This is a genomic window from Mycobacterium sp. SMC-13 (genome assembly GCF_045311035.1).
Classification (GTDB): domain Bacteria; phylum Actinomycetota; class Actinomycetes; order Mycobacteriales; family Mycobacteriaceae; genus Mycobacterium.
This window is the reverse complement of the sequence record NZ_JBJIAI010000007.1, coordinates 110,535-136,748: the sequence shown is the minus strand read 5'-3', so window position 1 is coordinate 136,748 and position 26,214 is coordinate 110,535. Positions and strand designations below refer to the sequence as shown.

At 67.5% G+C, this 26,214-nt stretch carries 25 protein-coding genes and 1 pseudogene; 14 read left to right on the top strand and 12 right to left on the bottom strand.

The annotated features are described in order from the left end of the window. Positions 1-7 precede the first annotated feature (7 nt). Both ACJH6I_RS12645 and ACJH6I_RS12640 read left to right on the top strand, forming a co-directional pair. The gene (locus ACJH6I_RS12645) at positions 8-1,588 is read left to right on the top strand and encodes an FAD-binding oxidoreductase (protein WP_371824562.1); all 1,581 of its coding nucleotides are present in this window, start codon (positions 8-10) and stop codon (positions 1,586-1,588) included. Next, on the top strand, positions 1,585-2,472 hold the full coding sequence (locus ACJH6I_RS12640) for a diacylglycerol kinase (protein ID WP_212812176.1): 888 nt from the start codon (positions 1,585-1,587) through the stop codon (positions 2,470-2,472). Before ACJH6I_RS12645 ends, ACJH6I_RS12640 begins: the two co-directional genes overlap by 4 nt. 11 nt (positions 2,473-2,483) lie before the next feature. Here the strand turns inward: ACJH6I_RS12640 and ACJH6I_RS12635 are convergent, their stop codons facing one another. Beyond that, positions 2,484-3,122 carry a TetR/AcrR family transcriptional regulator gene (locus ACJH6I_RS12635; RefSeq protein ID WP_212812177.1) on the bottom strand — a complete coding sequence of 213 codons (639 nt, stop codon included), beginning with the start codon at positions 3,120-3,122 and terminating at the stop codon, positions 2,484-2,486. 136 nt (positions 3,123-3,258) lie between these two features. Between ACJH6I_RS12635 and ACJH6I_RS12630 the strand changes: the two genes are divergently transcribed. The 3 genes and pseudogenes from ACJH6I_RS12630 to ACJH6I_RS12620 all read left to right on the top strand — a co-directional run bounded on the left by ACJH6I_RS12630 (position 3,259) and on the right by ACJH6I_RS12620 (position 6,490). Then, positions 3,259-4,122 (top strand): SDR family oxidoreductase, encoded by an 864-nt coding sequence (locus ACJH6I_RS12630; RefSeq protein WP_244872608.1) that lies wholly within the window; start codon positions 3,259-3,261, stop codon positions 4,120-4,122. Then, positions 4,119-5,033: pseudogene (locus ACJH6I_RS12625) on the top strand (patatin-like phospholipase family protein). Before ACJH6I_RS12630 ends, ACJH6I_RS12625 begins: the two are co-directional and overlap by 4 nt. Continuing rightward, positions 5,033-6,490, top strand: coding sequence for an NAD(P)/FAD-dependent oxidoreductase (locus ACJH6I_RS12620; RefSeq protein ID WP_212812180.1), 1,458 nt, complete (start codon positions 5,033-5,035; stop codon positions 6,488-6,490). Before ACJH6I_RS12625 ends, ACJH6I_RS12620 begins: the two are co-directional and overlap by 1 nt. Positions 6,491-6,614: 124 nt before the next feature. Here ACJH6I_RS12620 and ACJH6I_RS12615 read toward each other — a convergent pair whose 3' ends face one another. Then, on the bottom strand, positions 6,615-7,130 hold the full coding sequence (locus ACJH6I_RS12615; RefSeq protein ID WP_212812181.1) for a DUF3145 domain-containing protein: 516 nt from the start codon (positions 7,128-7,130) through the stop codon (positions 6,615-6,617). 256 nt (positions 7,131-7,386) lie between these two features. Between ACJH6I_RS12615 and ACJH6I_RS12610 the strand changes: the two genes are divergently transcribed. Continuing rightward, positions 7,387-8,805: an NCS2 family permease gene (locus tag ACJH6I_RS12610; RefSeq protein ID WP_212812182.1), complete on the top strand. Its 1,419-nt coding sequence runs from the start codon at positions 7,387-7,389 to the stop codon at positions 8,803-8,805. Here ACJH6I_RS12610 and ACJH6I_RS12605 read toward each other — a convergent pair. Further along, the gene (locus tag ACJH6I_RS12605; RefSeq protein ID WP_212812183.1) at positions 8,802-9,620 is read right to left on the bottom strand and encodes a serine hydrolase; all 819 of its coding nucleotides are present in this window, start codon (positions 9,618-9,620) and stop codon (positions 8,802-8,804) included. The genes ACJH6I_RS12610 and ACJH6I_RS12605 overlap by 4 nt on opposite strands. 113 nt (positions 9,621-9,733) lie before the next feature. On the opposite strand from ACJH6I_RS12605, the gene ACJH6I_RS12600 reads away from it, so the two are divergent. From ACJH6I_RS12600 to ACJH6I_RS12590, 3 genes are all read left to right on the top strand, one after another. Then, complete coding sequence (locus ACJH6I_RS12600) at positions 9,734-10,822, top strand: S-(hydroxymethyl)mycothiol dehydrogenase (protein WP_053853984.1); 1,089 nt, start codon at positions 9,734-9,736, stop codon at positions 10,820-10,822. Next, positions 10,819-11,442, top strand: coding sequence for an MBL fold metallo-hydrolase (locus ACJH6I_RS12595; protein WP_212812184.1), 624 nt, complete (start codon positions 10,819-10,821; stop codon positions 11,440-11,442). The genes ACJH6I_RS12600 and ACJH6I_RS12595 overlap by 4 nt, the downstream gene beginning before the upstream one ends. Before the next feature lie 77 nt (positions 11,443-11,519). Beyond that, complete coding sequence (locus ACJH6I_RS12590; RefSeq protein ID WP_212812185.1) at positions 11,520-12,587, top strand: SAM-dependent methyltransferase; 1,068 nt, start codon at positions 11,520-11,522, stop codon at positions 12,585-12,587. Here ACJH6I_RS12590 and ACJH6I_RS12585 read toward each other — a convergent pair. Next, positions 12,584-13,981, bottom strand: coding sequence for a GntP family permease (locus ACJH6I_RS12585; RefSeq protein WP_212812186.1), 1,398 nt, complete (start codon positions 13,979-13,981; stop codon positions 12,584-12,586). The genes ACJH6I_RS12590 and ACJH6I_RS12585 overlap by 4 nt on opposite strands. After that, positions 13,981-14,514 carry a gluconokinase gene (locus tag ACJH6I_RS12580; protein WP_212812187.1) on the bottom strand — a complete coding sequence of 178 codons (534 nt, stop codon included), beginning with the start codon at positions 14,512-14,514 and terminating at the stop codon, positions 13,981-13,983. Before ACJH6I_RS12580 ends, ACJH6I_RS12585 begins: the two co-directional genes overlap by 1 nt. Before the next feature lie 127 nt (positions 14,515-14,641). On the opposite strand from ACJH6I_RS12580, the gene ACJH6I_RS12575 reads away from it, so the two are divergent. After that, positions 14,642-15,355 (top strand): FadR/GntR family transcriptional regulator, encoded by a 714-nt coding sequence (locus tag ACJH6I_RS12575; protein WP_371824531.1) that lies wholly within the window; start codon positions 14,642-14,644, stop codon positions 15,353-15,355. Positions 15,356-15,367: 12 nt separating this feature from the next. Here the strand turns inward: ACJH6I_RS12575 and ACJH6I_RS12570 are convergent, their stop codons facing one another. Beyond that, positions 15,368-15,898 (bottom strand): hypothetical protein, encoded by a 531-nt coding sequence (locus ACJH6I_RS12570; RefSeq protein WP_212812189.1) that lies wholly within the window; start codon positions 15,896-15,898, stop codon positions 15,368-15,370. Positions 15,899-15,970: 72 nt separating this feature from the next. Here ACJH6I_RS12570 and ACJH6I_RS12565 point away from each other — a divergent pair, with 72 nt between their 5' ends. Further along, positions 15,971-16,723: an SDR family NAD(P)-dependent oxidoreductase gene (locus ACJH6I_RS12565; RefSeq protein ID WP_064860214.1), complete on the top strand. Its 753-nt coding sequence runs from the start codon at positions 15,971-15,973 to the stop codon at positions 16,721-16,723. A gap of 23 nt (positions 16,724-16,746) precedes the next feature. Here the strand turns inward: ACJH6I_RS12565 and ACJH6I_RS12560 are convergent, their stop codons facing one another. Beyond that, positions 16,747-17,082 carry a DUF732 domain-containing protein gene (locus tag ACJH6I_RS12560; RefSeq protein WP_053853988.1) on the bottom strand — a complete coding sequence of 112 codons (336 nt, stop codon included), beginning with the start codon at positions 17,080-17,082 and terminating at the stop codon, positions 16,747-16,749. Between the two features lie 261 nt (positions 17,083-17,343). On the opposite strand from ACJH6I_RS12560, the gene ACJH6I_RS12555 reads away from it, so the two are divergent. From ACJH6I_RS12555 to ACJH6I_RS12545, 3 genes are read left to right on the top strand one after another with little or no spacing between them, the layout of a single operon-like run. Continuing rightward, a complete protein-coding gene (locus ACJH6I_RS12555; RefSeq protein WP_133425868.1) occupies positions 17,344-17,775 on the top strand; it encodes an MmpS family transport accessory protein in 432 nt (143 codons plus the stop codon). Beyond that, the gene (locus ACJH6I_RS12550; RefSeq protein WP_212812190.1) at positions 17,772-20,684 is read left to right on the top strand and encodes an RND family transporter; all 2,913 of its coding nucleotides are present in this window, start codon (positions 17,772-17,774) and stop codon (positions 20,682-20,684) included. Before ACJH6I_RS12555 ends, ACJH6I_RS12550 begins: the two co-directional genes overlap by 4 nt. Positions 20,685-20,702: 18 nt before the next feature. Then, positions 20,703-21,173 (top strand): DUF5078 domain-containing protein, encoded by a 471-nt coding sequence (locus ACJH6I_RS12545; RefSeq protein ID WP_020104387.1) that lies wholly within the window; start codon positions 20,703-20,705, stop codon positions 21,171-21,173. 56 nt (positions 21,174-21,229) lie between these two features. On the opposite strand, the gene ACJH6I_RS12540 is transcribed toward ACJH6I_RS12545, so the two are convergent. The 5 genes from ACJH6I_RS12540 to ACJH6I_RS12520 are packed head-to-tail and all read right to left on the bottom strand — an operon-like array spanning position 21,230 to position 26,126. After that, positions 21,230-22,240: a TIGR03617 family F420-dependent LLM class oxidoreductase gene (locus tag ACJH6I_RS12540; protein WP_212812191.1), complete on the bottom strand. Its 1,011-nt coding sequence runs from the start codon at positions 22,238-22,240 to the stop codon at positions 21,230-21,232. Between the two features lie 2 nt (positions 22,241-22,242). Continuing rightward, positions 22,243-22,839 carry a TetR/AcrR family transcriptional regulator gene (locus ACJH6I_RS12535; protein ID WP_212812192.1) on the bottom strand — a complete coding sequence of 199 codons (597 nt, stop codon included), beginning with the start codon at positions 22,837-22,839 and terminating at the stop codon, positions 22,243-22,245. A gap of 7 nt (positions 22,840-22,846) precedes the next feature. After that, positions 22,847-23,536, bottom strand: a complete 690-nt coding sequence (locus ACJH6I_RS12530) for a transporter (RefSeq protein WP_212812193.1) — start codon at positions 23,534-23,536, stop codon at positions 22,847-22,849. A 2-nt stretch (positions 23,537-23,538) separates the two neighbouring features. After that, complete coding sequence (locus tag ACJH6I_RS12525; RefSeq protein ID WP_212812194.1) at positions 23,539-24,825, bottom strand: FAD-binding oxidoreductase; 1,287 nt, start codon at positions 24,823-24,825, stop codon at positions 23,539-23,541. Continuing rightward, positions 24,822-26,126, bottom strand: coding sequence for a saccharopine dehydrogenase family protein (locus ACJH6I_RS12520; protein ID WP_212812195.1), 1,305 nt, complete (start codon positions 26,124-26,126; stop codon positions 24,822-24,824). The genes ACJH6I_RS12525 and ACJH6I_RS12520 overlap by 4 nt, the downstream gene beginning before the upstream one ends. Positions 26,127-26,214 lie beyond the last annotated feature (88 nt).

Sequence of the window (26,214 nt, the reverse complement as noted above, 5' to 3'; positions counted from 1 at the left end):
ACCGCCGATGAAGTGGAACGCCTGGGGTGACCCCGCTGCAGCCAAGCCCCTGTCCGACGGCATCCGCGGCCTGCTGACCGCGGCCCTGGGCATCGACGCGACGCCGGCCGACGAGCTCGAGGCCGACCAGGTCACGTTGCGCCCGTCCGCCCTGGCGGACGCCGACCGCGTTGCACTCGCGGCGATCGTCGGCGACGAGTTCTGCCGAACCGACGATCACGACCGCCTGCTGCGGGCCGGCGGCAAGTCGACACTGGACCTGTTGCGCCGCAAGGACACCGGCGAGCAGGACGCAGCGGACGCGATCCTGCTGCCCGGCTCCGAGGACGAGATCGCCCGGGTGCTCCAGTACTGCACCGAACACCGCATCGCCGTCGTCCCGTTCGGTGGTGGCACCAGTGTGGTCGGCGGACTCGACCCGATCCGGAACGGCTTCAGCGCCGTCGTATCGCTGGACCTGCGCCGCCTGGACCGGCTGGTCGGGCTCGACAAGGAATCCGGCGAGGCCGAGCTCGAGGCCGGCGTCACCGGCCCCCAGGCCGAGGAACTCCTTGGCGCCGAGGGCTTTTCGCTCGGCCACTTCCCGCAGAGCTTCGAATTCGCGACCATCGGCGGGTTCGCCGCGACGCGGTCGTCGGGGCAGAACTCGGCCGGCTACAACCGGTTCGACGACATGGTGCGCGGACTCACCGTCGTCACCCCGGCCGGCGTCCTGGACCTGGGCCGCGCCCCCGCGTCGGCAGCCGGGCCCGACCTGCGTCAGCTGATCGTCGGCTCGGAGGGCACCTTCGGCGTCATCACCCGGGTGCGGGTGCGCGTGCACCCGGTGCCCGAGACCACCCGCTACGAGGCGTGGTCCTTCCCCGACTTCGCCACCGGCGCAGCGGCTTTGCGCGCCGTCGTGCAGACCGGCACCGGCCCGACGGTCATCCGCCTGTCCGATGAGGTGGAGACCGGCATCAACCTGGCCACCACCGACAGCATCGGCGAGCAGACCATCACCGGTGGCTGCCTGGCCATCACGCTGTTCGAAGGCACGGCCGCGCACACCGAGAGCCGCCACGACGAGACGCGTGCGCTGCTGGCCGCTCAGGGTGGCACCTCGCTCGGCGAGGCCCCGGCCCGCGCGTGGCAGCACGGCCGGTTCGGCGCCCCGTATCTACGCGACTCACTGCTCACGGCCGGCGCCCTGTGCGAGACCTTGGAGACCGCGACGACGTGGTCCAACGTGCCGGCGCTGAAGGCGGCCGTCACCGAGGCCCTCACCAGCTCGCTACAGGAAAGCGGCACACCGGCTTTGGTGATGTGCCACATCTCGCACGTCTACCCCACCGGTGCCTCGCTGTACTTCACGGTCGTGGCCGGCCAGCGCGGCAACCCCATCGAGCAGTGGCGCGCGGCGAAAACCGCGGCGTCCGAGGCCATGGTGCGCTGCGGCGCCACCATCACCCACCACCACGCCGTCGGCGCCGACCACAAGCCGTGGATGACGGCCGAGGTCGGCGACCTGGGCGTCGAGGTACTGCGCGCCGTCAAGAACGTGCTCGATCCCGGCGGAATCCTCAACCCGGGCAAGCTGATCCCGTGAGAGTCACCCTGCTGACCAACCCCGCCTCGGGCCAGGGACGCGGCTCGGCGGCAGCGCAGCGCGCCGTCGTGCGGCTGCAACGCCGCGGTGTCGACGTGGTCGAGCTGATCGGGTCCGACGCCGCCCATGCCCGCCAACTGCTCGACGAGGCACTCGACCACGGCACCGACGCGGTGGTGGTGGCCGGCGGTGACGGCATCATCTCCCTTGCGCTGCAGGCACTTGCGCAGGGCGACGTGCCGCTCGGCATCATCCCGGCCGGCACCGGCAACGACCATGCCCGCGAGTTCGAGATTCCGCGCGACGACCCGGAAGCCGCCGCCGACATCATCGCGACAGGCCGCACCCGCACCATCGACCTGGGCCGGATCGAGGGCGCCGACGGCACCGTCCGCTGGTTCGGCACGGTGATGTCAGCAGGCTTCGACTCGCTGGTCACCGATCGCGCCAACCGGATGACGTGGCCGCGGGGCCGGATGCGCTACAACGCGGCCATGCTGGTCGAGCTGTCGCAGTTGCGGCTGCACACGGCGCGGGTCAGTTTCGACGGCGGTCCCGAGCAGGAAATCCCCGTGACACTGGCGACTTTCGGCAATGGCAAGAGCTATGGCGGCGGCATGCTGATCTGCCCGGGCGCCGACCTGGGCGACGGCCTGCTCGATGTCACGATGGCGGCCTCGGCGTCGCGCACCAAACTGATCCGGCTGTTCCCCACGGTGTTCAAGGGCACGCATGTCCACCTCGACGAGGTGACCACGCGGCGGGCCCGAACCGTCACCATCGACGTGCCGGGCATCAACGCCTATGCCGACGGCGAATACGTGTGCCCGCTGCCGGTGACGGTGTCCGCGGTGCCCAACGCGCTGCGGGTCCTGGTTCCGTAGTCCGGCGGTCGTCAGTCCTGCGTAGCGGCAAGCAGCGCAAGCAGATTCATCAACCGGGTGATGGCGCCGGTGACCGGCCGGGCCGGCAGTGTCGGATCGACGGCACGCTGAATCCCGAGCCCGATGCCGGCGCTGAGAAACAGGTTGCCGATGTCGTCGAAGCTGTCGATCACCCCGGCGGCGACCATCTGCTCTTCGCCGAGCCCCAAATCGACCGCGAGCGAACGCAATACGTCGACGACCATCTGAGCGGCTTCGTTGCGAAGGTCCGTGACCATCTGCCCCAACTCGGGATCGTTGCGCGACAGCACCACGAATTCGAGTTCCAGCATCGTCCAGCCCACGTCGCCGGCGGTCCGTTCCAGCCAGGCGTTCACCGCCTCGACGCGGCTCGGCACATCGGCATCCGACATCGCCAGCTCTGACATCTCGGCGAACTTCTCGCGGTGGATGGCCTCGAGCACCTCCCGGCACAGGACCGGCTTGCTGCCGAAATTCGAATACACCGCGCCCTTGCTGTAGCCGGCGTCGTCGGCGATGTCCTCGAGGCTCGTGGAGGCATAACCGTGCTCGAGAAACCGGGCCTTCGCCGCGTCGAGCAGTTCGGCACGCGTCTGTTCCTGACGCTGCACCCTGGTCAATCGCGGCATGCGTTGATATTAATGGTTTGCGATACCGGGAGTACTGGCTTTACTCGGAGAATTCGGATACCGTGAGTATTCGAACGAGCCAGCAAGGCTCCTACCAGCAGATTCGAGGCTATCGATGCAGCTAGCACGACGCGCCATGTCACTCGACGGCGCCACAGTCATCATCACCGGAGGTGCCAGGGGCATCGGCGCCAAGACCGCCGAGCTGTTCTCTCAGCACGGCGCCACCGTGTGGATCGGCGACGTCGACGCCGACATCGCCGAGCAGACGGCCCGCAAAATCCCCCGCTGTCGCAGCGCACGCCTCGATGTCACCCGGCGTGACTCCTGGGACCAGTTCGTCGGGCAGGTGGTCAAGGAGTCCGGCCGCATCGACATCCTTATCAACAACGCCGGCGTGATGCCGCTGGGCGCTTTCGAGTCCGAAGCCGAGGCCACGACCGACCTGATCCTCGACGTCAACGTCCGGGGCGTGCTCAACGGCATGCGGGCAGTGATCCCGCTGATGATCACGCGCGGCAGCGGCCACGTCGTGAACATCGCATCGATGGCGGGCATGATTCCCGTCCCGGGCATGGTGACCTACAACGCCAGCAAGTTCGCCGCCGTCGGGGCGTCGCTGGCGGCGAGAACCGAATACGCCGGAACGGGCGTCACCGTGTGCGCGGTGCTGCCGTCAGCAGTCCGCACCGAACTGTCCTCCGGCGTCCAACTCGGCGGCGGCATGCCGACGGTCGACCCGGAAGATGTCGCGCAGGCGGTCCTCAAGACGTTGCGCACCAAGGCCGCCCGGACCTCGGTACCCCAATGGGTGGCACCAGGCTGGGCTCTGGTCGACGCGCTGGTGCCGGAGTTCGTCCAGCGTGCGGCACGCGCGCTCATCGACGATCGCCGCGCCCTGACCGCCCTCGACCCCGTCGGCCGTTCGGCCTACCTGGATCGGATCGAGCGGCAGTCGAAAGACCATGATGTCGAGTCGAACTCGGAAGCGCGCCGATGAAGCGGGCGCTCGTCATCGGCTGCGGCGGGACCATCGGCGGCGCCTGGATCGTCGCGGCCCTGCACGCCCTCCAGGAGTAGACCGGTTGGGACCCGCGGGAAGCCTCGGTGTTGCAGGGCACCTCGGCGGGCGCCGAGATCGTCACGATGCTCGGCGGCGGCGCGTCCGTCGACGACCTGGTCGCGATGCACCGCGGCACCAGTACCGACGAACGTCTGCGCCGGCACATCGAGGCGACGCCGCCGAGCCTGCCGCCGCTGCCGGCACCCCGCCTGCTCAACCCCGCACTTCTGCGCAGTCAGAACGGCCTGGCCGCGGTCACCGGCATCGCACCGACCGGCCGCGGCAACGCAGACTGGCTGCAGCACTTGGCATCTGGCTTCGCCAACAAATCGGGTTGGCTGGATCACCCGGGCGCCCGCATGGTGGCATTCGACTACCAGCGCGGCGAGCGGGTGGCTTTCGGCGCCCCCGGCGCGCCGAAAGCCACGGCGGGCGAAGCACTCCGGGCGTCATGGGGTGTCCCCGGCTGGATGCCACCGGTCCGTATCGGCGATCGCACGTTCGTCGACGGCGGCGCCGCGTCCACCGCGTCGGTCGACCTCATCAGCCCTGACGACGCCGACCTCATCTACGTCATCACGCCGATGGCCTCCGAAAGCGGCGTTCGCGCACCGGGGTTGGGCGGCATCCTCGAACACCGACTGCTGCGCCGCCCGATGTCCACCGTGCTGGATGCCGAAGTCGCCACCGCCCGGGCCCGCGGCATCGAGGTCGTCGTGATCCAACCGGACGCCGACGATCTGGCCGGCCTGGGTGCCAACTTCATGCTGCGCGGCAAGCGGCGCGCGGCGTTCGAATCCGCCATGACCACCGCACCGAACACGGTGCGTCGAGCCTGGGAGTCCTGATGAGCACACGTGATCCGCGCATCGTCATCATCGGCGCCGGCGTCGCCGGGATCGCCTCCGCGTACACCTTCCAGCAGGCCGGGTTCACCAACTTCACCATCCTGGAGAAGGGTTCGGACGTCGGCGGGGTGTGGCACTGGAACCGCTACCCCGGGCTGACGTGTGATGTGCCGTCGCACATCTACCAGTTCGCCTTCGCGCCCAAGCCCGACTGGAGCCATATCTGGGCCGGTGGCCAGGAGATTCAGGAGTATCACCGCGACGTCGTCGAGCGCTTCGGGCTCGACAAGCACCTGCGCCTCAACACCGAGGTCACGGCGCTGCACTACAACCAGGACGAACACACCTGGACCGTCACGACCCAGAACGAGACGCTGACAGCCGATTTCGTCATCTGTGCCACGGGCGTGCTGCACCACCCCTTCACGCCGGACATCCCCGGCATGGACGCCTTCGAGGGCACCGTCGTGCACACCGCCCGGTGGGATCCCGAACTCGAGACCGCGGGCAAGCGCATCGCCGTGATCGGCACCGGGTCGACCGGCGTGCAGGTGGTTTCGGCGTTGCAGCCCACCGCCGGCAGGCTGCTGCACTTCGCGCGGTCGCCGCAGTGGATGCTGTGGGCACCGATGAAGTTGCCGCAGCTGGGTGCCGTCACCGCGCTGCTGCGCGCCATGCCGCAGCTGTATCAGGCTGTCGCCGAACGCATTCCGCTGTGGGGTTCGAGCGTTCTCGTCGACATCGTGACCAAGCCGACGTGGCGTCGCAAGCTGGTGCAGCAGTACGCCCGACTGAGCCTGCGGGCCCAGGTCCGCGACCCGAAGTTGCGTGCCGAGCTGACGCCCGACTACCAGCCGCTGTGCAAACGGCAGGTGTTGTCGGGCACGTACTACCAGGCGATCAAGGCCCCCAATGCCCAACTCGTCACCGATCGCATCGCGGAGTTCACGCCCACCGGCATCCGCACCACGGAGGGCGAGCACCACAGGATCGATATCGCCGTGCTGGCCACCGGTTTTCAGGCGCACAACTACATGCGTCCGATGCAGGTGGTGGGGCGCGACGGCGTCACCCTGGACGACGCCTGGGTCAAAGGCCCGCGCGCCTACCGGATGACCGCGATCCCCGGCTTCCCGAATCTGTTCACCGTGCTGGGCCCGAACTCACCCACGGGGTCCATCTCGCTGCAGTACACCGCGGAACTCACCGCGCGGTACATCGTGAAGTGGCTCAAGCGTTTCGAGCGTGGCGAGATCAACGAGGTCGAAGTGACCGAGGCGGCCACCGACGAATTCAACGCCGCCGCTGTCGAGGCCATGGAGCCGACGGTGTGGAACACCGGCTGCAACTCCTGGTACTTCAGCGAAGGCGGCACCATCGACCTGTGGCCGTTCGACGTCGCCACGATCACCAGCATGCTGAGCGAGCCCGAACCGGAGCACTACCGGGTCAGCTAGCCGGGGATGGATCGGCGCGTAGAACTCTATCGACCGCGAAGGTGCACGTGGATCGCGAATCTCGCCGGTTCGGCGAGCTGTGTGCACGCTCGCGTCGATGCGACAGCCGCGTGGACCGGTCGAACTAGCCGACGCCCCGGTTCAGCCAGCTGACCTCGCCGACCTCGGCGCCGCCGCCGCGATACGGCTCCAGCGCCTCGTCCCAGGCGGTGCCGAGCACGGTGTCGAGTTCAGCGGCGAGCATGTCGGCGCCGCCCTCCATCAGCGCGCGCAGCCGCTGCTCGCCGACCACGGTGTCGCCGTTGGCGCTCATCGATCCGCTCCACAGGCCCAGCGTCGGGGTGTGGCACCAGCGGTGGCCGTCGACGCCGGTGCTCGGATCCTCGGTCACCTCGAAGCGCAGCACCGACCACGACCGCAAAGCGCTGGCGAGTTGAGCTCCGGTGCCGACGGGTCCCATCCAATTGGTGATGGCGCGCAGCTGACCGGGCATGGCGGGTTGGGGCGTCCACTTGAGGTTCGCCCGCGCCGACAGAGTCGACGAAAGTGCCCACTCCACATGCGGGCATACCGCCGCGGGAGAGGCATGGATATACACCACGCCCGTCGTCGCGTCGGCGAGTTGGTTCGACGCACGCATCATCTGCTCCTTCAGCTACACGAGGGACGTCTTCCCCAACGACCTGGTGTTGCTGAAATGTTGCAGTTGTTTAGTGCGTGTCTATTGTGCCGCCTGAGACCCCTGTTGCGCTAGTCTGTCGCGCAATCTCTCAGGACGGCCACAGAATCGCACCGCGATCAGGGGCGTTGCCGACTCGGCGTCGCCGATCCCGGCAATTACCGGACACACCCAAACACCCGCGCGGAGCACCAGCGCGCCATCTATCTTCTAAGCCGTGACTGCCCTGGACCGGTTCTTCGAGATCTCCGCACGCGGCTCGACTGTCGCTGCTGAACTGCGCGGCGGCGCGGTGACCTTCATCGCGATGGCGTACATCATCGTGCTGAACCCCATCATCCTGTCGAGCACGGCAGACATCGCCGGGCACAAGCTCCCGTTCGGCCAGGTCTCGGCGGTGACATCACTGGCGGCCGGCGCCATGACGATCCTGTTCGGCGTCGTCGCCCGCCTGCCCTTCGCGTTCGCCGCCGGCCTCGGCATCAACTCGTTCCTGGCCAGCTCCGTGGTGGGCGTCCTGACGTGGCCGGAAGCCATGGGGCTGGTGGTCATCGAAGGCCTGATCATCGTCGCGATGGCCGTCACCGGCCTGCGGCGCATGATCTTCGATGCCGTGCCCATGCCTCTGAAACTGGCCATCACCGCAGGCATCGGGCTGTTCATCATGTTCATCGGCCTGGTCAACGCCGGCTTCGTCGCGTCGACCGGGCACCCGTCGCCGCCGCTGGGTCTGGGCGCCGGCGGCACCGGCTCGGTCCGAGCCATCCCGACCCTGGTGTTCGTGTTCACCCTGCTGACCTCAGGTGTGCTGGTGGCCCGCAAGGTGCGCGGCGGCATCCTCATCGGCCTCATCTCGGGCACCGTGCTGGCCGCCATCATCGAGGCGATCTGGCACCTCGGCTCGGCGACGGAAAAGCCCGGCGGCTGGAGCCTGTCCGTCCCGACGCTGTCCGGTTCGCCGTTCGCGGTGCCCAACCTGGCCCTGATCGGTCACGTGGACTTCGGCAGCTTCGGCCGGATCGGCGCCATCGCCGCGCTCATGCTGGTGTTCACGCTGCTTTTCACGAACTTCTTCGACGCCATGGGCACCATGACGGGCCTGTCCCGGCAGGCCGGTCTGTCCGACGAACACGGCAACTTCCCGCGCCTGCAGTCCGCGCTGGTGATCGAGGGCACTGGCGCCGTGGTCGGCGGCGCGGTGTCGGCATCGTCCAACACGGTGTTCGTCGAATCGGGCACCGGCATCGGCGAAGGTGCCCGCACCGGTCTGGCCAGCCTCGTGACCGGTGGATTGTTCTTGGCCGCAATGTTCTTGACACCGCTGACGGAGATCGTGCCCACCGAGGTCGCGGCCGCCGCGCTGGTCATCGTCGGCACCCTGATGGTCTCGGTGCTCCGCGAGATCGACTTCTCCGACTTTTCGGTGGCCCTGCCGGTCGTGCTGACCGTGGCCGTCATGCCGCTGTCCTACTCGATCGCCAACGGCATCGGCGTCGGCTTCATCGCCTGGGCGGTGCTGCGTGCGGCGTCGGGCCGCATCAAAGAGATCAGTCCGCTGCTCTGGGTCGTCGCCGCCGGGTTCCTGCTGTTCTTCGCGCGCGGCTGGATCGACAGCATGATCGGGGTCGTCCGCTAGGCGAACTCGCGCAGAACCGCGGCGGACACTTCCGGCCAGACGGCGTGCGTCCAGTCGCCGAAATCGCGGTCCGTCAGCACGACAAGCGCCAGGTCCGCTTCGGGATCCACCCAGAGGAACGTCCCCGACTGACCGAAGTGGCCGAACGTCCGGCCCGAGTTGCCCGCCGCCGTCCAGTGCGGCTGCTTGCCGTCCCGAATCTCGAAACCCAGACCCCAGTCGTTCGGGCGCTGCGATCCGAATCCCGGCAGCACGCCGTCGAGACCCGGGAACTGCACCGAGATCGCGTCGGCATGCATGGGCGTCGACACCAGGGCGGGACGCAGCAGGTCACCGGCGAATGCCGCCAGGTCGGCCACCGTGGACCAGGCGCCGTAGCCGGCGGTTTCGGCCGCGCCCGGCAGGTCGGAATCGCTCATCCCCAGCGGCTCGAAAACCGCTTCCCGCAGGTACTGCGCGAATTCGATGCCGGACTCGTGCTGCAGCACCTGAGCCAGTACCGCGAACCCGACATTCGAGTAGATGCGGCGCGTGCCGGGCGCGGCGATGGCGTCGGGTGTCTGCATCGCGAGACCCGAGGTGTGTGCCAGGAGGTGGCGCACCGTCGACCCGGGCGGGCCGGCCGGGGTGTCCAACTCGACGACGCCCTCTTCGATCGCGATCTGCGCGGCGCGGGCCACCAGAGGCTTGGTCACCGACGCGAGCCGGAACGCGCGGTCGACGGGTCCGTGCGTGGCGAGCACACCGGCGGGCGACACGACCGCCGCCGCGGCGTTCGGTACCGGCCAGGAATCCAGCAGCTCGAGAGCGGTCACGTCATCGACCCTGTCACACATCGCAGCGCCGATGGGCGGGCGCCGAGCCGCCGTTGACCAGACATTTGTATGGACACCATTCCAACCCTTCCCGGAGGCATTAGGTTATAGCCATGAGTCAGACAGTGCGTGGTGTGATTTCCCGGGCCAAGAAGCAGCCCATCGAGCTCGTCGACATCGTCATCCCCGATCCCGGACCCGGTGAGGTCGTCGTGGACATCATCGCCTGCGGGGTGTGCCATACCGACCTCACCTACCGCGAGGGCGGCATCAACGACGAATATCCCTTCCTGCTCGGCCACGAAGCCGCCGGCACCGTCGAGTCGGTCGGCGAGGGCGTCACCCACGTCGCCCCCGGCGACTTCGTCATCCTCAACTGGCGCGCCGTGTGCGGCGAGTGCCGCGCCTGCAAGCGCGGCCGCCCGCACCTGTGCTTCGACACCTTCAACGCCACCCAGAAGATGACGCTGACCGACGGCACCGAACTGACCCCCGCCCTGGGCATCGGGGCCTTCGCCGACAAGACCCTCGTGCACGAACGCCAGTGCACCAAGGTCGATTCCGAGGCCGACCCGGCCGTCGCCGGACTGCTGGGCTGCGGCGTGATGGCCGGCATCGGCGCCGCCATCAACACCGGCGGCGTGACGCGTGACGACACCGTCGCGGTCATCGGCTGCGGCGGCGTGGGCGACGCGGCCATCGCCGGCGCCGCCCTGGTCGGCGCCAAGCGCATCATCGCCGTCGACACCGACAACAAGAAGCTGCACTGGGCCCGCGAGTTCGGCGCCACCCACACCATCAACGCCCGCGACCTCGACGCCGTCGAGACCATCCAGGACCTGACCGACGGTTTCGGCGCCGACGTCGTGATCGACGCCGTCGGCCGGCCCGAGACCTGGAAGCAGGCGTTCTACGCCCGCGACCTCGCCGGAACCGTTGTCCTCGTGGGTGTTCCGACGCCCGACATGACCCTCGAGATGCCGCTGATCGACTTCTTCTCCCACGGCGGGTCGCTGAAGTCGTCGTGGTACGGCGACTGCCTGCCCGAACGCGACTTCCCCACCCTCATCAGCCTGTACCTGCAGGGCCGGCTCCCGCTGGAGAAGTTCGTCACCGAACGCATCGGGCTCGACCAGATCGAGGACGCCTTCCACAAGATGCACAGCGGCGAGGTGCTGCGCTCGGTGGTGGTCCTCAAATGAGTGCCATCCAGCGCGTCGTCACCAGCGGCACCTTCAGCCTGGACGGCGGCACCTGGGACGTCGACAACAACATCTGGCTCGTCGGCGACGACACGGACGTCATCGTGTTCGACGCCGCCCACACCGCCGCGCCCATCATCGAGGCGGTGAACGGCCGCAACGTCGTCGCCGTCGTCTGCACCCACGGCCACAACGACCACATCACCGTCGCCCCGGAACTGTCCGCGGCCCTCGACGCCCCGGTGCTGCTGCACCCGGCCGACGAGATGCTGTGGCGGGATGTCCACCCGGACAACCCTTTTCACACCGTGGACGACGACCAGGTGCTCACCGTGGGCGGCCTGGAGATCAAGGCCATCCACACCCCGGGGCACTCCCCCGGCTCGGTGTGCTGGCACATCCCCGAACTGGGCGCGGTGATCTCGGGCGACACCCTGTTCCACGGCGGCCCCGGCGCGACCGGCCGCTCGTACTCGGATTTCCCGACCATCCTGGCGTCGATATCGGAGAAGCTCGGCAAGCTGCCCGGCGACACTGTCGTCTACACCGGCCACGGTGACACCACGACCATCGGCGGCGAGCTGGTCCACTACGACGAATGGGTGGCCCGCGGCAGCTGAGCTGCCGATCGAGCACCGGCCACTGATTCCACGCTGGTTCAGAGCGCGCCACACAGCTCACGGCGCTACCGTGAGACATGCCCGAGTCCAGCGTGGTGGTGCAGCCCGACCCGATCGGGAGCGCGCGCCTGCAGACCGTCGGACTCCGCACGGCCACAAAGCTTTTCGAACAGGCCGCCGCCGAGGTGCCGCTCCCGGCGGCGCCGCGGCCGGTGGTGATCGCCGAGTACGGCTGCGGCAACGCGCACAACGGCCTGCTGCCCATCGGCGCGGGCATCACCGCGCTGCGCAAGCGCATCCGGCCCGAGCACCCCATCGCGGTGACGCACACCGACATCCCCGACAACGATTTCAGCGCCCTGTTCCGCACCTTGCGCGACGACGCATTCAGCTACCTGCGGACCGATCGGGCCACGTTCGCCTCGGCGGTGGGGCGGTCGTATCTGAGCCAGATCCTGCCGTCGGAAGGCGTGCACCTGGGCTGGTCGGCGTGGGCCATCCACTGGCTCAGCCGCATGCCGTCCGACATCCCCGATCACATCCAGCCGTCCTACAGCGCCGACGCGCAGGTGCGCGCCGCGTACGCGCGGCAGGCGGCGCACGACTGGCATGAGTTCATCGCGTTCCGCGGCCGCGAGTTGAGTCCGGGCGGCCGCCTCGTGGTCATGACCATGGGCCAGCACGACGACGGACGGCTCGGACTCGAGCCGCTTTTCGACGGACTGATGCGTGCGCTGTCCGACCTGCAGGACCAACGGCTCGTCACCTCCGAGGAGGTGCGGCGCATGCGGCTGCCGATCGTGGGCCGCAGTGAAGCCGACTTCCGCTCACCGTTCGCCCCTTCGGGTCGCTTCGAGCGCCTGCGGATCACCCACCTCGTGGTCGCCGACGAACCGGACCGCTTCTGGCAGCGATACCAGACCGACGGTGACGCAACGGCTTTCGCCAAGAGCTGGGTCGGTTTCACCAGGGCGGCGGTGTTCGACACCCTGCTGGAAGCGTTGGAGCCGGCCGACCCGGCGCGCCGATGTCAGCTCGCCGATGCCCTGGACGCCGCACTGGTGGAGCTACTGTCCGCCGCACCCCGCCCGATGCCGATTCCGGTGGCGCACATCGTCGTCGAGAAACAGCAGCGCGAAAGTTAGACGAACACGTCCAGGATCAGGACCATGGCCAGACCGGACACCGAGAGCACGGTCTCCATGATCGACCAGGTCTTGATGGTCTGGCCGACGCTGAGCTTGAAGTACTCCTTGACCAACCAGAAGCCGGCGTCGTTCACGTGCGAGAAGAACAGCGAGCCGGCGCCCACGGCGAGCACCACCAGAGACAGTTCGCCGGTGCCCATCCCATGCACCAGACCCAGCACCAGCGACGACGCCGTGATGGTGGCGACTGTGGCCGACCCGGTGGCCAGCCGGATCAGGACCGCGAGCACCCAGGCCAGCACGAGCACCGAGATGTGCACGCCTTCGGCCCAGCGCGCCAGCATGGTGCCGATGCCGGTGTCGACCAGCACCTGCTTGAAGCCACCGCCGGCGGCGACGATCAGGAAGATGCCCGCGACCGGGGGCAGGCTCGACTCGATGCACTTGGTGATCGCGGTGCGGTCCATGCCGGCGCCGCGACCGAGGGTGACGGTGCCGACCACGACGGCGATGAGCAGCGCGACCAGCGGAGTGCCCACGGCGTCGAAGATCCGGCGGAACCACTGCGTCTTGTCGTCGATGAAGATGTCGACGAGGGCCTTGCCCAGCATGAGCGCCACGGGCAGCAGCACCGAGAACAGCGTGACGCTGAAGCGGGGCCGTTTGCCATGTGCCCGAAGGGCTTCCGGATCGGTGGTGAAGGTGTCCGGTGCCGCGACGACGACCCACTTGCCGGCGAGGCGGCCGAACAGCGGGCCCGCGACGACGATCGTCGGGACCGCGACGAGCACGCCGAGGCCGAGCGTGACCCCGAGGTCGGCATTGAGCAGTCCGACGGCGGTCAGCGGCCCGGGGTGCGGTGGCACGAAGCCGTGCATGGCCGACAGGCCGGCCAGTGCCGGGATGCCGATGGTGATGAGCGACTGCTGCGAGCGCCGGGCCACCAGATAGATGACGGGCATCAGCAGCACGAGCCCGATCTCGAAGAACATCGGCAGCCCGATGATCGCGCCGACCAGCGCCATCGCCCACGGCAGGGCTCGGGGCGAGGCGGCACCCACGATGGTGTCGACGATCTCGTCGGCGCCACCGGAGTCCGCGAGCAGCTTGGCGAACATCGCGCCGAGCGCGATCAGGATGCCCACGCCGGCCGCCGTCGCGCCGAACCCGTCGGAGAACGATTTGAGAACCGCGGCGAGGTTCTCGCCGGCCGTCAGCCCCACCGTCAGGCCACCGAAGATCAGCGACAGGAACGGGTGCAGCTTGAGCAGCGTGATGAGCACGACGATGACGCTGATGCCGGCCACGAAGGCCAGGATCAGCTGAGTGGCCGAGGAGACCGGTTCGATGAGTTTGGGTGCGTCGGCGAGGACGGTGACGGCGGTGCGCATCAGATCTTCTCCCCGTCGCTCCGCTCGCCCCGTCGGTTCTCCCCTTGGGTGCGCGAAATGTATTCGTCGACAATCGAATCGATGCTCTGCCCGACGTCGATCACGATGCCGGCCTCATCGGCTTGCAGGGGTTCGAGGGTCTCGAACTGTGAGGCGAGCAGCGACGCCGGCATGAAGTGGCCGGGGCGGCTGGCCTGCCGGGCGCCGATGACCTCGGGGGTGCCGAACAGGTGCAGAAACCGGGTCTCCGGGCAGTGGCTGCGCAGCTGCACGCGGTACTTGTATTTCAGCGCCGAACAGCTCATCACGCCGCCGGTGCCGCAGTGCTCCCCGAGCCATCGGCCGATGGTCTCGAGCCAGGGCCGGCGATCGTCGTCGTTCAGCGGGTGACCGGCCTTCATCTTGGCGATGTTGGCGGCGGGATGGAAGTCGTCCGCATCGGCGAACGGCACGCGGAGCCGCTGCGCGAGCGCCGCGCCGACGGTGGACTTACCGGATCCTGAAACGCCCATGACGACGATGGGTGATGGCATGTTCTGCACCCGCCCCTTGTTGTGGTTTGACTCACACAGCGTGACTCAAAAGTCATACTTTTTCAAGAGGCCACAGAAAAACATCGGTTCTAAGTCAGATCTCCGGAGTTATGACAGGATGTTATGCGTGTCCACCCCGTCAAACGTCGGCGCTCTCCACGACAACGTGCTGAGCGCGCTGGGGGCCGCGGTGGTCTCCGGTAGGTACGCCCCCGGCGAGGTGATCACGCTCGAAGGAGTGAGCGCGGAACACGGCGTCTCCCGCAGCGTCGTCCGGGAAGCGATCCGGGTCCTCGAATCGATGGGCATGGTCGCCTCCCGCCGCCGGGTCGGCATCACGATTCAGCCGGCGGCCAACTGGAATGTGTTCGACCCCAGGCTGATTCGCTGGCGACTCGAGTCCGGCGACCGGGCCGCCCAACTGGTGTCGTTGTCGGAGTTGCGGCGCGGATTCGAACCCGTCGCGGCCGCCCTGGCTGCCGAGCGCGCCGACCCGCACCAGTGCCGGATCATGGCCGCCGCCGTGTCGGACATGGCGGTACACGGGCGCGACGGCAATCTCGAGGCATACCTGCTGGCGGACAAGATCTTCCACCAGACGTTGCTGGAGGCCAGCGGCAACGAGATGTTCCGCGCGCTCACCGCGGTGGTGTCGGAGGTCCTGGCGGGACGCACCCACCACGGCATGATGCCCGACTCCCCCAACCCGGCGGCCATCGCGCTGCACGACGAAGTGGCCCGCGCCGTGCGGATGCGCGATCAGGCCGGCGCCGAACGCGCGATGCGCGCCATCATCGACGAGGCCGCCGCCGCGGTCGCCGAGGAGCAGGGCTCGGCCTGACCGGCCCGGCCGTCAGCGGCAGCGCTTGAGGCCGTCGTTGGGATCACAGAACAACGGGAACTGCTGCACCGGAATCGGCAGCGGCTTCTGGAATTCCAGCCGGAACGACTTCTTCGTCATGGCCGCCTGCACGCCGCACTGTTCGTTGTTGGTGGTGGTCCGGGTACCGGTCCAGTTGGTGTCCTCCCACTCGTAGGTCTCTACGAGCTTCGACTTGGTGCCGTCCGGGCACGTGAAACCCTGGAGGTCGGTCTGGGTGAACATCCAATGTCCCTCACCGCCGGTCTGGCGGGCATCGCCGCCCAGCGTGCCGCCGTACTGGTCGGAGCCGACGTGCACGAGGCAGCCCACCGGCAGTTCCAGGTTGTTGCGCAGATCGCCGACGGTCGGGGCGCAGACGGGCCAGATGGTCCACACGCTCATCGGCGTGCCCTCTTGGATGTAGGTGTAGATGCCTTCGGGCAGCCGGATGTTGTCGGCCTGCGCCGGCGCCGCCGTGCCGAAGAGTGCGCCCGCTGCGACGAAGCCAAAACTCGAAACCATAGCGAGAACACGTTTCATTTTCACCGCCCGAGTATCGCAAATGACTTGCCCACGGCGTGAGAAAGTCACCGTATGAGTTCACTCAGCGGGAAGGTCGCGTTGATCACCGGGGCCTCGGCCGGCCTGGGCGCGGCCACGGTCAAGGTTTTCGCCGAACGCGGCGCATCGGTCTTCGGTATCGCGCGGGACGCCGAGCGGATGGCGACGGTATTCGCCGACGCCTACGGCGACGAGCCCGGCGGCGCGTTCGCCGCGGTGGACATCAGCACGGCCGACGCCTGCCGGCAGGCGGTCGAGGATTGCATCGCGAAATTCGGGCGGCTGGACGTGCTGGTGAACGTCGCGGGATTCCATGTCATGCGGCACACCCTGTCGATGACCGATGACGACTGGGACCGCGACCTCGCGGTGAACCTGAACGGCCCGTTCTACCTGACCCGGGCGGCGCTGCCGCAGTTGCTGGAGAACGGCGGCAACATCGTCAACGTCTCGTCGATCGCCGGCGTCGAGGGCGAGATCTACTCGGCGGGCTACTGCGCCGCCAAGCACGGGCTGATCGGTCTGACGCGGGCACTGGCCGTCGAGTACACGAAGGAAAAGCTCCGGGTCAACGCGGTGTGCCCGGGCGGCATGCTCACCGCACAGGTCACCGAGTTCGCGGCGCCCGAGAACGCCGACTGGGACCTGATCATGCGGATCGCCGCGCCGCGTGGCTTCATGGAGCCGCGTGACGTCGCGAACGTCATCGCGTTCCTGGCGAGCGACGACGCCGCCGCGATCCACGGCTCGGTGTACCGCGTCGACAACGGCAAGGGCCCGGCCTGACCGGCCGGAATCGAGTCCGGCGACTAGTGCGCGAGCGCGACCAGCAGGTCGTGCTTCTCGGGGCAGTACGTGTCGAAAGCGGCGTTGAGGAACTGGTACACCTGCTGCTCCGAGCTGCTGTTGCGGGGCAGGTTCTTCTTCAGGAACGCCGCCGAGTCGGTGGCGCTGTGGTCGACGTTGTTGTCGAGCCGCTGACAGGTGATCTTGCCGATCCAGGCGTTGTAGTCCTTGGGGCCGTAGATCCCGTAGGTGTGCAGCTGGTTGGCGAAATCGGTGTCGGGGTCGGCCTGCGCGGGAGCCGCCATGGTGACGGCAGCCGCCACGGCACCCGCAACTGCGACCAGAGTGCGTGCCTTCATGTGACGGAGTCTATTCGTGCTGGTTGCCATGTGCCCCTGCTCCCTGAACAGTCGTCGCCGCCTGTTCAATCCCATTGAACTGCTGCGTATTTGGTTCGATCTGCTGCGCGTTACCGGCTACGGTGATACGAGCCACCCGCAGCGTAGGTTTCCCATGATTAACTTAACTGGTCTAATCTAACACTTAAATGACCTAATCTGTCGGGGTCAGGGTACGGGAAGCGGGGAACAGCGAGTGCAGTCGACCATGGTGTCCGCAGCGTGATCGGCAATGCGCTCAAGAAGGCGTGGATCCCGTTGCTCATCCTCGCCGTGGCCCTCGTCGCCGGCTTCACCGTGCAGCGCGTACGCACCTACTTCGGCCAGAACCCCGTCATCGTCACCCCACGCAACTTCGCCGACGATGCCAAACCGTTCAAACCCAAGGTCGTCACCTACGAGATCACCGGCACCGGCAGCTACGCCGACATCAACTACCTCGACCTGGACGCCAAGCCCCAGCGCATCGACCACGCGCCGCTGCCCTGGAAGCTCACCCTGTCCACCACCGCACCGGCAGCATCGCCCAACATCGTCGCCCAGGGCGACGGTGACTCCATCACCTGCACCGTCCACGTCGACGACGAACTCAAAGACACCCGCACCTCCACCGGCGTGCACGCCCAGACCTTCTGCCTGGTGAAATCCGCATGACACAGCCAACAGACGAAGACACCGTCATCTTCCCGAAGGCCGAGCAGCCGCCGCACCGGCCGCTCATCGCCCGCCTGATCCGCACCTTCGCGATCCCGGTCATCCTCTTCTGGATCGGCGTCATCGTCTTCCTCGGCAGCGCCGTCCCGTCGCTCGACGAGGTCGGCAAGATGCGCTCGGTCTCCATGTCGCCGGACCAGGCCGCGTCGGTCATCGCGACGAAGCGCGTCGGCGAGGTGTTCCAGGAGTTCAAGTCGAACAGCTCGGTCATGGTCGTGCTGGAAGGCGATCAGCCGCTCGGCGCAGAGGCACATGCCTACTACGACGAGATGATCAAGAAGCTCCAGGCCGACACCACGCATGTCGAGCACATCCAGGACTTCTGGAGCGACCCGCTCACCGCCGCCGGCTCCCAGAGCAATGACGGCAAGGCCTCATACGTCCAGGTCTACCTGCGCGGTAATCAGGGCGAGGCGCTGGCCAACGAGTCCGTTCAGGCCGCGCAGGACATCATCAAGAGCATCAAGACGCCGCCCGGCCTGAAGGTCTACGTGACCGGCCCCGCGGCACTGGCGGCGGATCAGCACATCGCCGGTGACCGCAGCGTCAAGATGATCGAGGGCGTCACGTTCCTCGTCATCATCGTCACCCTGCTGCTGGTGTACCGGTCGTTCATCACCGTGCTGCTGACGTTGCTGATGGTGGTCCTCGAGCTGTCCGCGGCACAGGGCGTCGTCGCGGCGCTGGGCTTCTACGACATCATCGGTCTGTCGACCTTCGCCACCAACCTGCTGGTCACGCTGGCCATCGCCGCAGCCACCGACTACGCCATCTTCCTGATCGGCCGGTATCAGGAGGCGCGCGGCGCGGGCGAATCCCGCGAAGACGCCTACTACACGATGTTCGAGGGCACCGCCCACGTCGTGCTCGGCTCCGGCCTGACCGTCGCCGGCGCCACGTTCTGTCTGCACTTCACCCGCATGCCGTACTTCGTGTCGCTCGGCGTCCCGCTGGCCATCGGCATGATCACCGTGGTGTTCGCCGCCCTGACCCTGGGCCCGGCCGTGATCTCGCTCGCCAGCCGGTTCCGCAAGACGCTCGAGCCCAAGCGCGCCATGCGCGTGCGCGGCTGGCGCAAGCTCGGCGCCGTCGTGGTCCGGTGGCCGGCTCCCATCCTGGTCGGCACCATCGCGCTGTCCCTGGTCGGCCTTCTGACGCTGCCGGGTTACGAGCCCGCCTACAACGACCGCCTGTACCTGCCCGCCGACATCCCCGCCAACGAGGGCTATGCGGCGGCGGACCGGCACTTCTCGCCGGCCCGGATGAACCCCGAGTTGATGCTCATCGAGAGCGACCACGATCTGCGCAACTCCGCCGACTTCCTGGTGATCGACAAGATCGCCAAGGCCATCTTCAAGGTCCCCGGCGTCTCGCGGTCGCAGACGATCACGCGCCCCGAGGGCAAGCCGATCGAGCACACCTCGATCCCGTTCCTGATGAGCATGAGCGGCACCTCTCAGAAGATGAACGAGAAGTACGCGCAGGACTCGATGGCCAACATGCTCAAGCAGGCCAACGACATGCAGATCAACATCGACACGATGAAGAAGATGCAGGGCATCACCACCCAGATGGCGGCCACCACGCACAGCATGGTCGCCAAGATGGTGAACATGACCCTGGACGTGGCCGACCTGCGCGACCACATCTCGGACTTCGACGACTTCTTCCGGCCGATCCGCAACTACCTGTACTGGGAACCGCACTGCTACGACATCCCGGTCTGCTGGACCATGCGCTCGGTCTTCGACACCCTCGACGGCATCGACACCATGACCGACGACATCCAGAACCTGATGCCGGACATGTTGAAGCTCGACAAGCTGATGCCTCAGATGGTCGCGTTGATGCCCGAGATGATCTCGACGATGACCAACATGAAGCAGTACATGCTGACCATGTACCAGACCCAGAAAGGTCTGCAGGATCAGATGCAGGCGCAGCAGGACAACGCGAGCGCCATGGGCGAGGCGTTCGACAACTCCCGCAACGACGACTCGTTCTACCTGCCGCCCGAGGTCTTCGACAACGCCGAATTCAAGCGCGGCATGAAGAACTTCATCTCGCCCGACGGCAAAGCCGTGCGGCTGATCATCTCGCATGAGGGCGAACCGATGAGTGCCGAAGGCATCTCGCACATCGACGCGATCAAGAACGCCGCCAAGGAGGCCATCAAGGGCACTCCCCTGGAGGGCTCCAGGATCTACCTCGGCGGCACCGCGGCGACCTTCAAGGATCTGCAGGAGGGCGCCGACTACGACCTGCTGATCGCCGGAATCTCCGCCCTCGCACTGATTTTCGTCATCATGCTGATCATCACGCGGTCCGTGGTGGCCGCGGCGGTCATCGTGGGCACCGTGGTGCTCTCACTCGGCGCATCATTCGGTCTGTCGGTTCTGCTGTGGCAGCACCTGATCGGGCTCAACCTGCACTGGATGGTCATCGCGATGGCGGTCATCATCCTGCTGGCCGTCGGCGCGGACTACAACCTGCTGCTCGTCGCCCGGTTCAAGGAAGAGATCCACGCCGGCCTCAACACCGGCATCATCCGGTCGATGGGCGGCACCGGTTCCGTGGTCACCTCGGCCGGCCTGGTCTTCGCCTTCACCATGATGTCCATGGCGGTCAGTGAGCTGCACGTGGTCGGTCAGGTGGGAACAACCATCGGTCTGGGTCTGTTGTTCGACACGTTGATCATCCGATCTCTGATGACACCGGCCATCGCCGCCCTGATGGGCAAGTGGTTCTGGTGGCCGCAGCGGGTGCGTCAGCGTCCGGTGCCAGAGCCGTGGCCCCAGCCCAAGCCGACCGGCGAACTGCAATCAGCCTCCAGCAGCACAGGTATCTAGGAAACAGGAGTAATGACTATGGTCCAGATCAAGCGTGGCCTGAAGCGCGCCGGTACCGCGGTCGCAGCCCTGGGCGCGGTCGCGACGACGCTCGCCGGACCGGCAGCCGCCGATGCCACCGACGACTACCCGATCCCCCACCGCATCATCATCACCACCTGTGATGCCGAGCAGTACCTGGCCGCCGCCCGCGACACCAGCCCGGTCTACTACTCGCGGTACATGATCGACATGCACAACCGCCCGGCCGACATCCAGCAGATGGCCCAGGACCGCATCCACTGGTTCTTCTCGCTCGACCCGGTCGGCCGCCGCCAGTACTCCGAGGACACCGCCACCAACGTCTACTACGAGCAGGTGGCCACGCACTGGGGCAACTGGGCCAAGATCTTCTTCAATAACAAGGGCGTCGTCGCCAAGGCCACCGACGTCTGCCAGAACTACCCCAAGGGCGACCTGAGCGTCTGGAACTGGGTCCAGGCACCGTAGTCTCCTAGCGATTTGTGCACGATTTTCCGCGCGGACCGCGGATTTTCGTGCACAAATCACTGGGTGTGCAGGGCCGTGACCAGGTCCCGTACGTCCTCGGGCCGCTGTTCGTAACCCGGGAAATAGCAACAGATTTCGTCGACGTGTCCGCCGAAGCGGCGGCCGATCTCGGCGGCGCATTCCTCCGGGGTGCCGACGATGCCGATGGTGCGCACCATGTCGTCACTGATCAAGGCGCGCATGCCCGCGAAGTCACCGACCTTGGACATCGCGTTGAGTTGGGGCTGCAGGTCCGCCCACCCCTCGGTCTCGAGCACCGGCAGGTAGGCGGGCGTGGAGCCGTAGAACGCGATCAGCGTGGCGACGCCGTTGATCGCCGCGGTCAGATCTACCTCGGTCCGTGCCACCGCCACCATGGCCTGCGCGATGATCTGCAGATCGCCGGGCGCGCGCCCGGCGATCTGCAAGCCCTCCCCCACTGCCGTCAGGGTCCGGTCGGCGAAATGCCGCGCGCTGTGGAACGGCATCACCAGCAGCCCGTCGGCGACCTGCGCGGCGGTGCGGGTCATGATCGGCCCCAGCGCCCCCATGAGCACCGCCGGCGGACCGAAGGGGTTGGGCCCGGGGTTGAAGTTCGGCGGCATCAAGGTGTGGGTGAAGTGCTTGCCGCGAAAATTCAACGGCGCCTTGCCTTCCCAGCAGTCGAAGATCGCCTTGATCGCGGTGACGGTCTCGGCCATCTTCTCGGCGGGTTTGGCCCACTGTGCGCCGTAACGCTTTTCGATGTGCACCTTGATCTGTGAGCCCAGGCCCAGCCGGAACCTGCCACCGCTGTACACCTGCAGGTCGTAGGCGGCGTGCGCGAGATGCAGCGGGCTGCGCGGGCCGGCGATCGCGACGTTGGTCATCAGGTCCACGTTCGCCGCGCCGGCCGCCGCGACGAGCGGCAGGAAGACATCGTGCGGGCCTTCGAAGGTGAACACCCCGTCGGCACCGAGACCCGCCAGCTCGCGGGCGTGGTCGGCCGCCCGCTGCGGTGCTCCGTCGATCTGCAGTTGTACCCGCATGACTACCGCGGTCCGTATAACGCTGCCATCCAAATGTTGTACAGCACCTCGACGACGACATCGGGATCCGGGTGCGGCTCGGCCGAAAACGACTGTGTCAGATAGCGTTCGTCCATCCACACCAAGGCCCGCGCGGTTTCCACCGCATCGAGGCCGGCCTTGATCTTCCCGTCCGCCTGGTCGTCGGCGATGCGCTTGGCGGTGGCGTCGATGAACTGCTGAATCAGTTGTGCGTATGCGGCCTCGACCTTCTCGTCGGAGCCCGCCGCATCCGACAGCGCACGCAAGACGCGCCCGTGCTGCGAGTAGACCTCGGTCAGGCCCCGGAATGCCGACCGGGCATCGTTGACGAGATCGGTTCCCACGAGCCACCGGTCGACCATTTCTCCGATCTCCATCCCGAGATGCTCGACGACGCGCAGCGCCAGGTCGTGGCGGTCGCGGAAGTGCACGTAGAACGCCGGCCGCTTGAGCCCGGTCCGGCTCATCACGGCGTCGACCGTCATCTCGCGAAAGGGCCGCTCCCGCAAGAACTCCTCCGCGGCGACGAGGATCTCGCGTTCAGACTCTTTGGGGTCGTGCTTCGGACGTCTGCTCATCGTGTCCCTAGTTCATCACAACCGCTCGATTGTGTTTGTCCAGTGCGCGGTAGGCGTAGTAGTAGACGATCAACTGCAGCCCCCACGTCGTCAACGCCGCGGTGTAGAAGATCGTCCGGTTCGGATCATCACCGGGGACGTCATAGAAGTCGTACGTCGCGGCGATGACGGCTCCCATCGCCGTGACGGCGCCGACGAGAACCGCATGTTTGCGCTCCCCCACGCGCCACAGCCGGGCCGCGAAATAGACGAGGAAGATGCTCGTGAGGACGTTGACCGTGACCAGGAACACCGCGCCGGCCAACCCGATGTGGTGGGTGACGGGCGACGCCGTCCGCAGCGCGTAGAACGTCAGGCCGAGACCGACCGCACCGGCGAGCGCGAAGACACCGATGTCGACGGCGCGCGACGGCTTGTAGCCGTGGGTCACCGCCATCAACCCCAACACGAGGATCAAGGTGATGCCGACCGACCGGGAGAACGCGTCGAAGAAGATCGCGACGTGGAAACTCGGGCTGTCCTGGCTCAGCCGCAGCACCGCGTAGAGCAGGAAGTTGACCCCGGAGGTCGCGACGATGATCCATTCGAGGCCGAGCAGGTAGTTCCCATGGCGCCGGATGAACTTCCACCCGTAAGTGAACCCGGCGAAGATCATGAGCAGGTCCGCGAGGACGAACAGCGCGCCGATGACGTCCATGGCTACACCCGGGCCAGACGGTCGAGAACCCGGTCGCCGAACCAGCCGAGGGTCAGCGCCGGCTGGCTGACGAAGCTGGGCCAGAATCGGCCCTCGTGCCAGATGGCCGCGAGGTCGTCCGGCACGGGTGCGCCGGACAGCCTGTCGGCGAGCATGCTGCCGACATACTGTGCCTGGGCGAAGCCATGTCCGTTGCACGCCAACGAATACAGGACATTGGGCGCCGCTTCTCCGGCGACCGGCAGCCACGTGGAGCTCATGCCGATCCAGCCACCCCACGCCCGCCCAGGCGCAACATCACTCAGTCCGGGGAAGCGTTCCCGGAAGCCGCGCACGAGGTCGTCGACGACGGGCGCCGACGGCGTCCGTGCGCGCAGCGGGCCGTTGGTGGTCTCCAGCCGGCGCGTGCCGAAAACGATGGTTTTCCTGGGGGTTACGCGGTAGCTCTCCAGGATCATGTGGGCGGTCACCAGGGGTGCACGACTCGTCCAGCCGATCGCATCCAGCCGTTCCGGTGCGACCGGCTCGGTCTCCACCAGCGAGGTCCACACCGGCGACACCAGCCGCCGCGGCGTGACGGCGAGGTCCTTGCCGTAGGCGTTGGCGGTGAGCAGCGCCTGCTTGGCGCGGACGCGACCACCTGCGGTCCGGACCGTCACCCCGGCCGGACCCGCATCGACGTCCTGCACGGCCGTATGCTCGAAAACCCTTGCCCCCGAGCGCAAGACGGCGTCACGGAGACCGAGCACGTACTTGCCCGGGTTCAGGGTGCCGCCGATGCCCTCGCGCATGCCGCCGAGGAACCCGTCCGGCAACCCCGCCGCGGGTCCTTCGACGAATTCGGCCGACGATCCGGCCTCCGCCATGATCTTCGCGTTGCGGCGGGCCTTGCGCAATTGCCCCTTCGACACGGCGGCCTGCACGATGCCGACCTTCTCGAAGTCGCAGTCGATGCCCCGGCGCGCAATGGCTTCCTCGGTGAATTCGACTGCGCATTCGGCGAATTGGAACAGCGCGCGGACCTTTTCCCGCCGGAACAGCAGCGCCAGGAGCGCCGGGTCAGCGGCGATCGAGTTGGTGACATAGCCGGCGTTGCGCGAACTGGCGCCCCAGCCGCAGGTCTGTGCCTCGATCAGCACGACGTCGGCACCGGACTCGGCGAGCCGCAGGGCTGCCGTCATCCCGCCGACGCCGCCCCCGACGACCGCGACATCACATGTCACCTCGCCGGCGAGCGCGGGTTCGCCGACCGGTACCTCGGCCCAACCGGTTTCCGTCAACAGGTTCATGCCGAGACCGCCTTCCGGGAGGTCACCGCGGTGCTCGGCGTGACCACTGCCTCGACCACCTGGTGCAGCGGCGCCCGGCCGGTCGCCGCCAGCGCGCGGTAGAACGTCTCCGGGTCCGCCCAGTCCTCTGGCGCCAGGACACCCGACCGTTCACCCAACCGATCGAGTGCCAACAGCATGAACGCCGCGGTGGCCGATCCGGTGAGCGACGCCATGGTGGTCCACGGCGTGCCCGGCCCACTCACGGGCGCCCGCCGCACGGAAACCACCGGCTGCCCATCGCGGGTGCCGGTCACCCGCACGTAGTTGGTGCCCCGGAACGGCGGGTGCTTCTTGGCCGCCGATGTCGCCATGAACTTCAGCACCTCGACGGCCCCGATCTCGCCGCGACGGATGGTGCCCCAGAGCCCGGACAGCGCGTGCCGCCACACCTTGACCGAGCCGGTCTTGTCGGTCAGCAGGTCGTTGACGAAGTCGATGGCCTCGTCCATGGTGATCTTGTTGTCCTGTACGGCAACTGCGACGCCGCGCATGATGCCGTTCGTGGGTGGCGGGTCGAGCGCGCCCAGCACGCGAACCCGGTCGGCGCCCGGCCAGCGCCGCGGCAACGTCACCGCTTCCGGATGCGCGCACTCGTAGAACCGGTAGGCATCGCCGAGTGAGTTGCCGACGTCGAAGACGTCGTTCTCGATGAACGTCTGATGCTGCACGGCGCGGCCGCCTTCCCAGGTCCAGCACGGCCCGGCGAAGCCCCGGATCGCGTGGTCGAGCACCGCGCGGCCATACGGCACCGGTCCTTCGTCGCCGGTGACCCAGCAGATGTCAATGCGCTCAACAACATCCATGTCGCGAGCGGCGTCCGCCGTCATCACGTTGGTGTATCCGGGTGAGGCCCCGCAACAGATCAGGATCGGCACGCCCGCGGCCTTCGCCTTGGCGTCGAGTGCCAGCGCCGCGCGGGTGCTCGCCTCGTCGTCGTCGAGATCCAGGTAGGGCACCTTCTTCTCGATGCAGGCGGCCATCACCGGCTCGGCGGTGCGGTTGTACGGCCCCGCGCCGAGGACGACGAGGTCGGCACCCTCGATGGCCCGGCGCAACGCGCCGCCGTCGAAGAGGTCGAACGAGCCGACCGTCGCGGTGCCGGGCAGCTTCGCCGCGAAGTCGTGCAGGAGTTCGGGCCGGATGTCGTAGAGCTCGAGCGCCCAGCCGCCGTCGCCGGCCGCCGTGGCGAAACGTTCGATGGCGACGCGGCACATCTCGCCGGCTGCACCGATGAAGACAATTCGCTTTGTCGTGGTCATGGCACCAGCTTGCGCCCATAATTACGCGTTGTCAATGACACGATGTAATTGAAGGGGGCACATGCCGGCCGCCGGTTCCGCGGCCCTG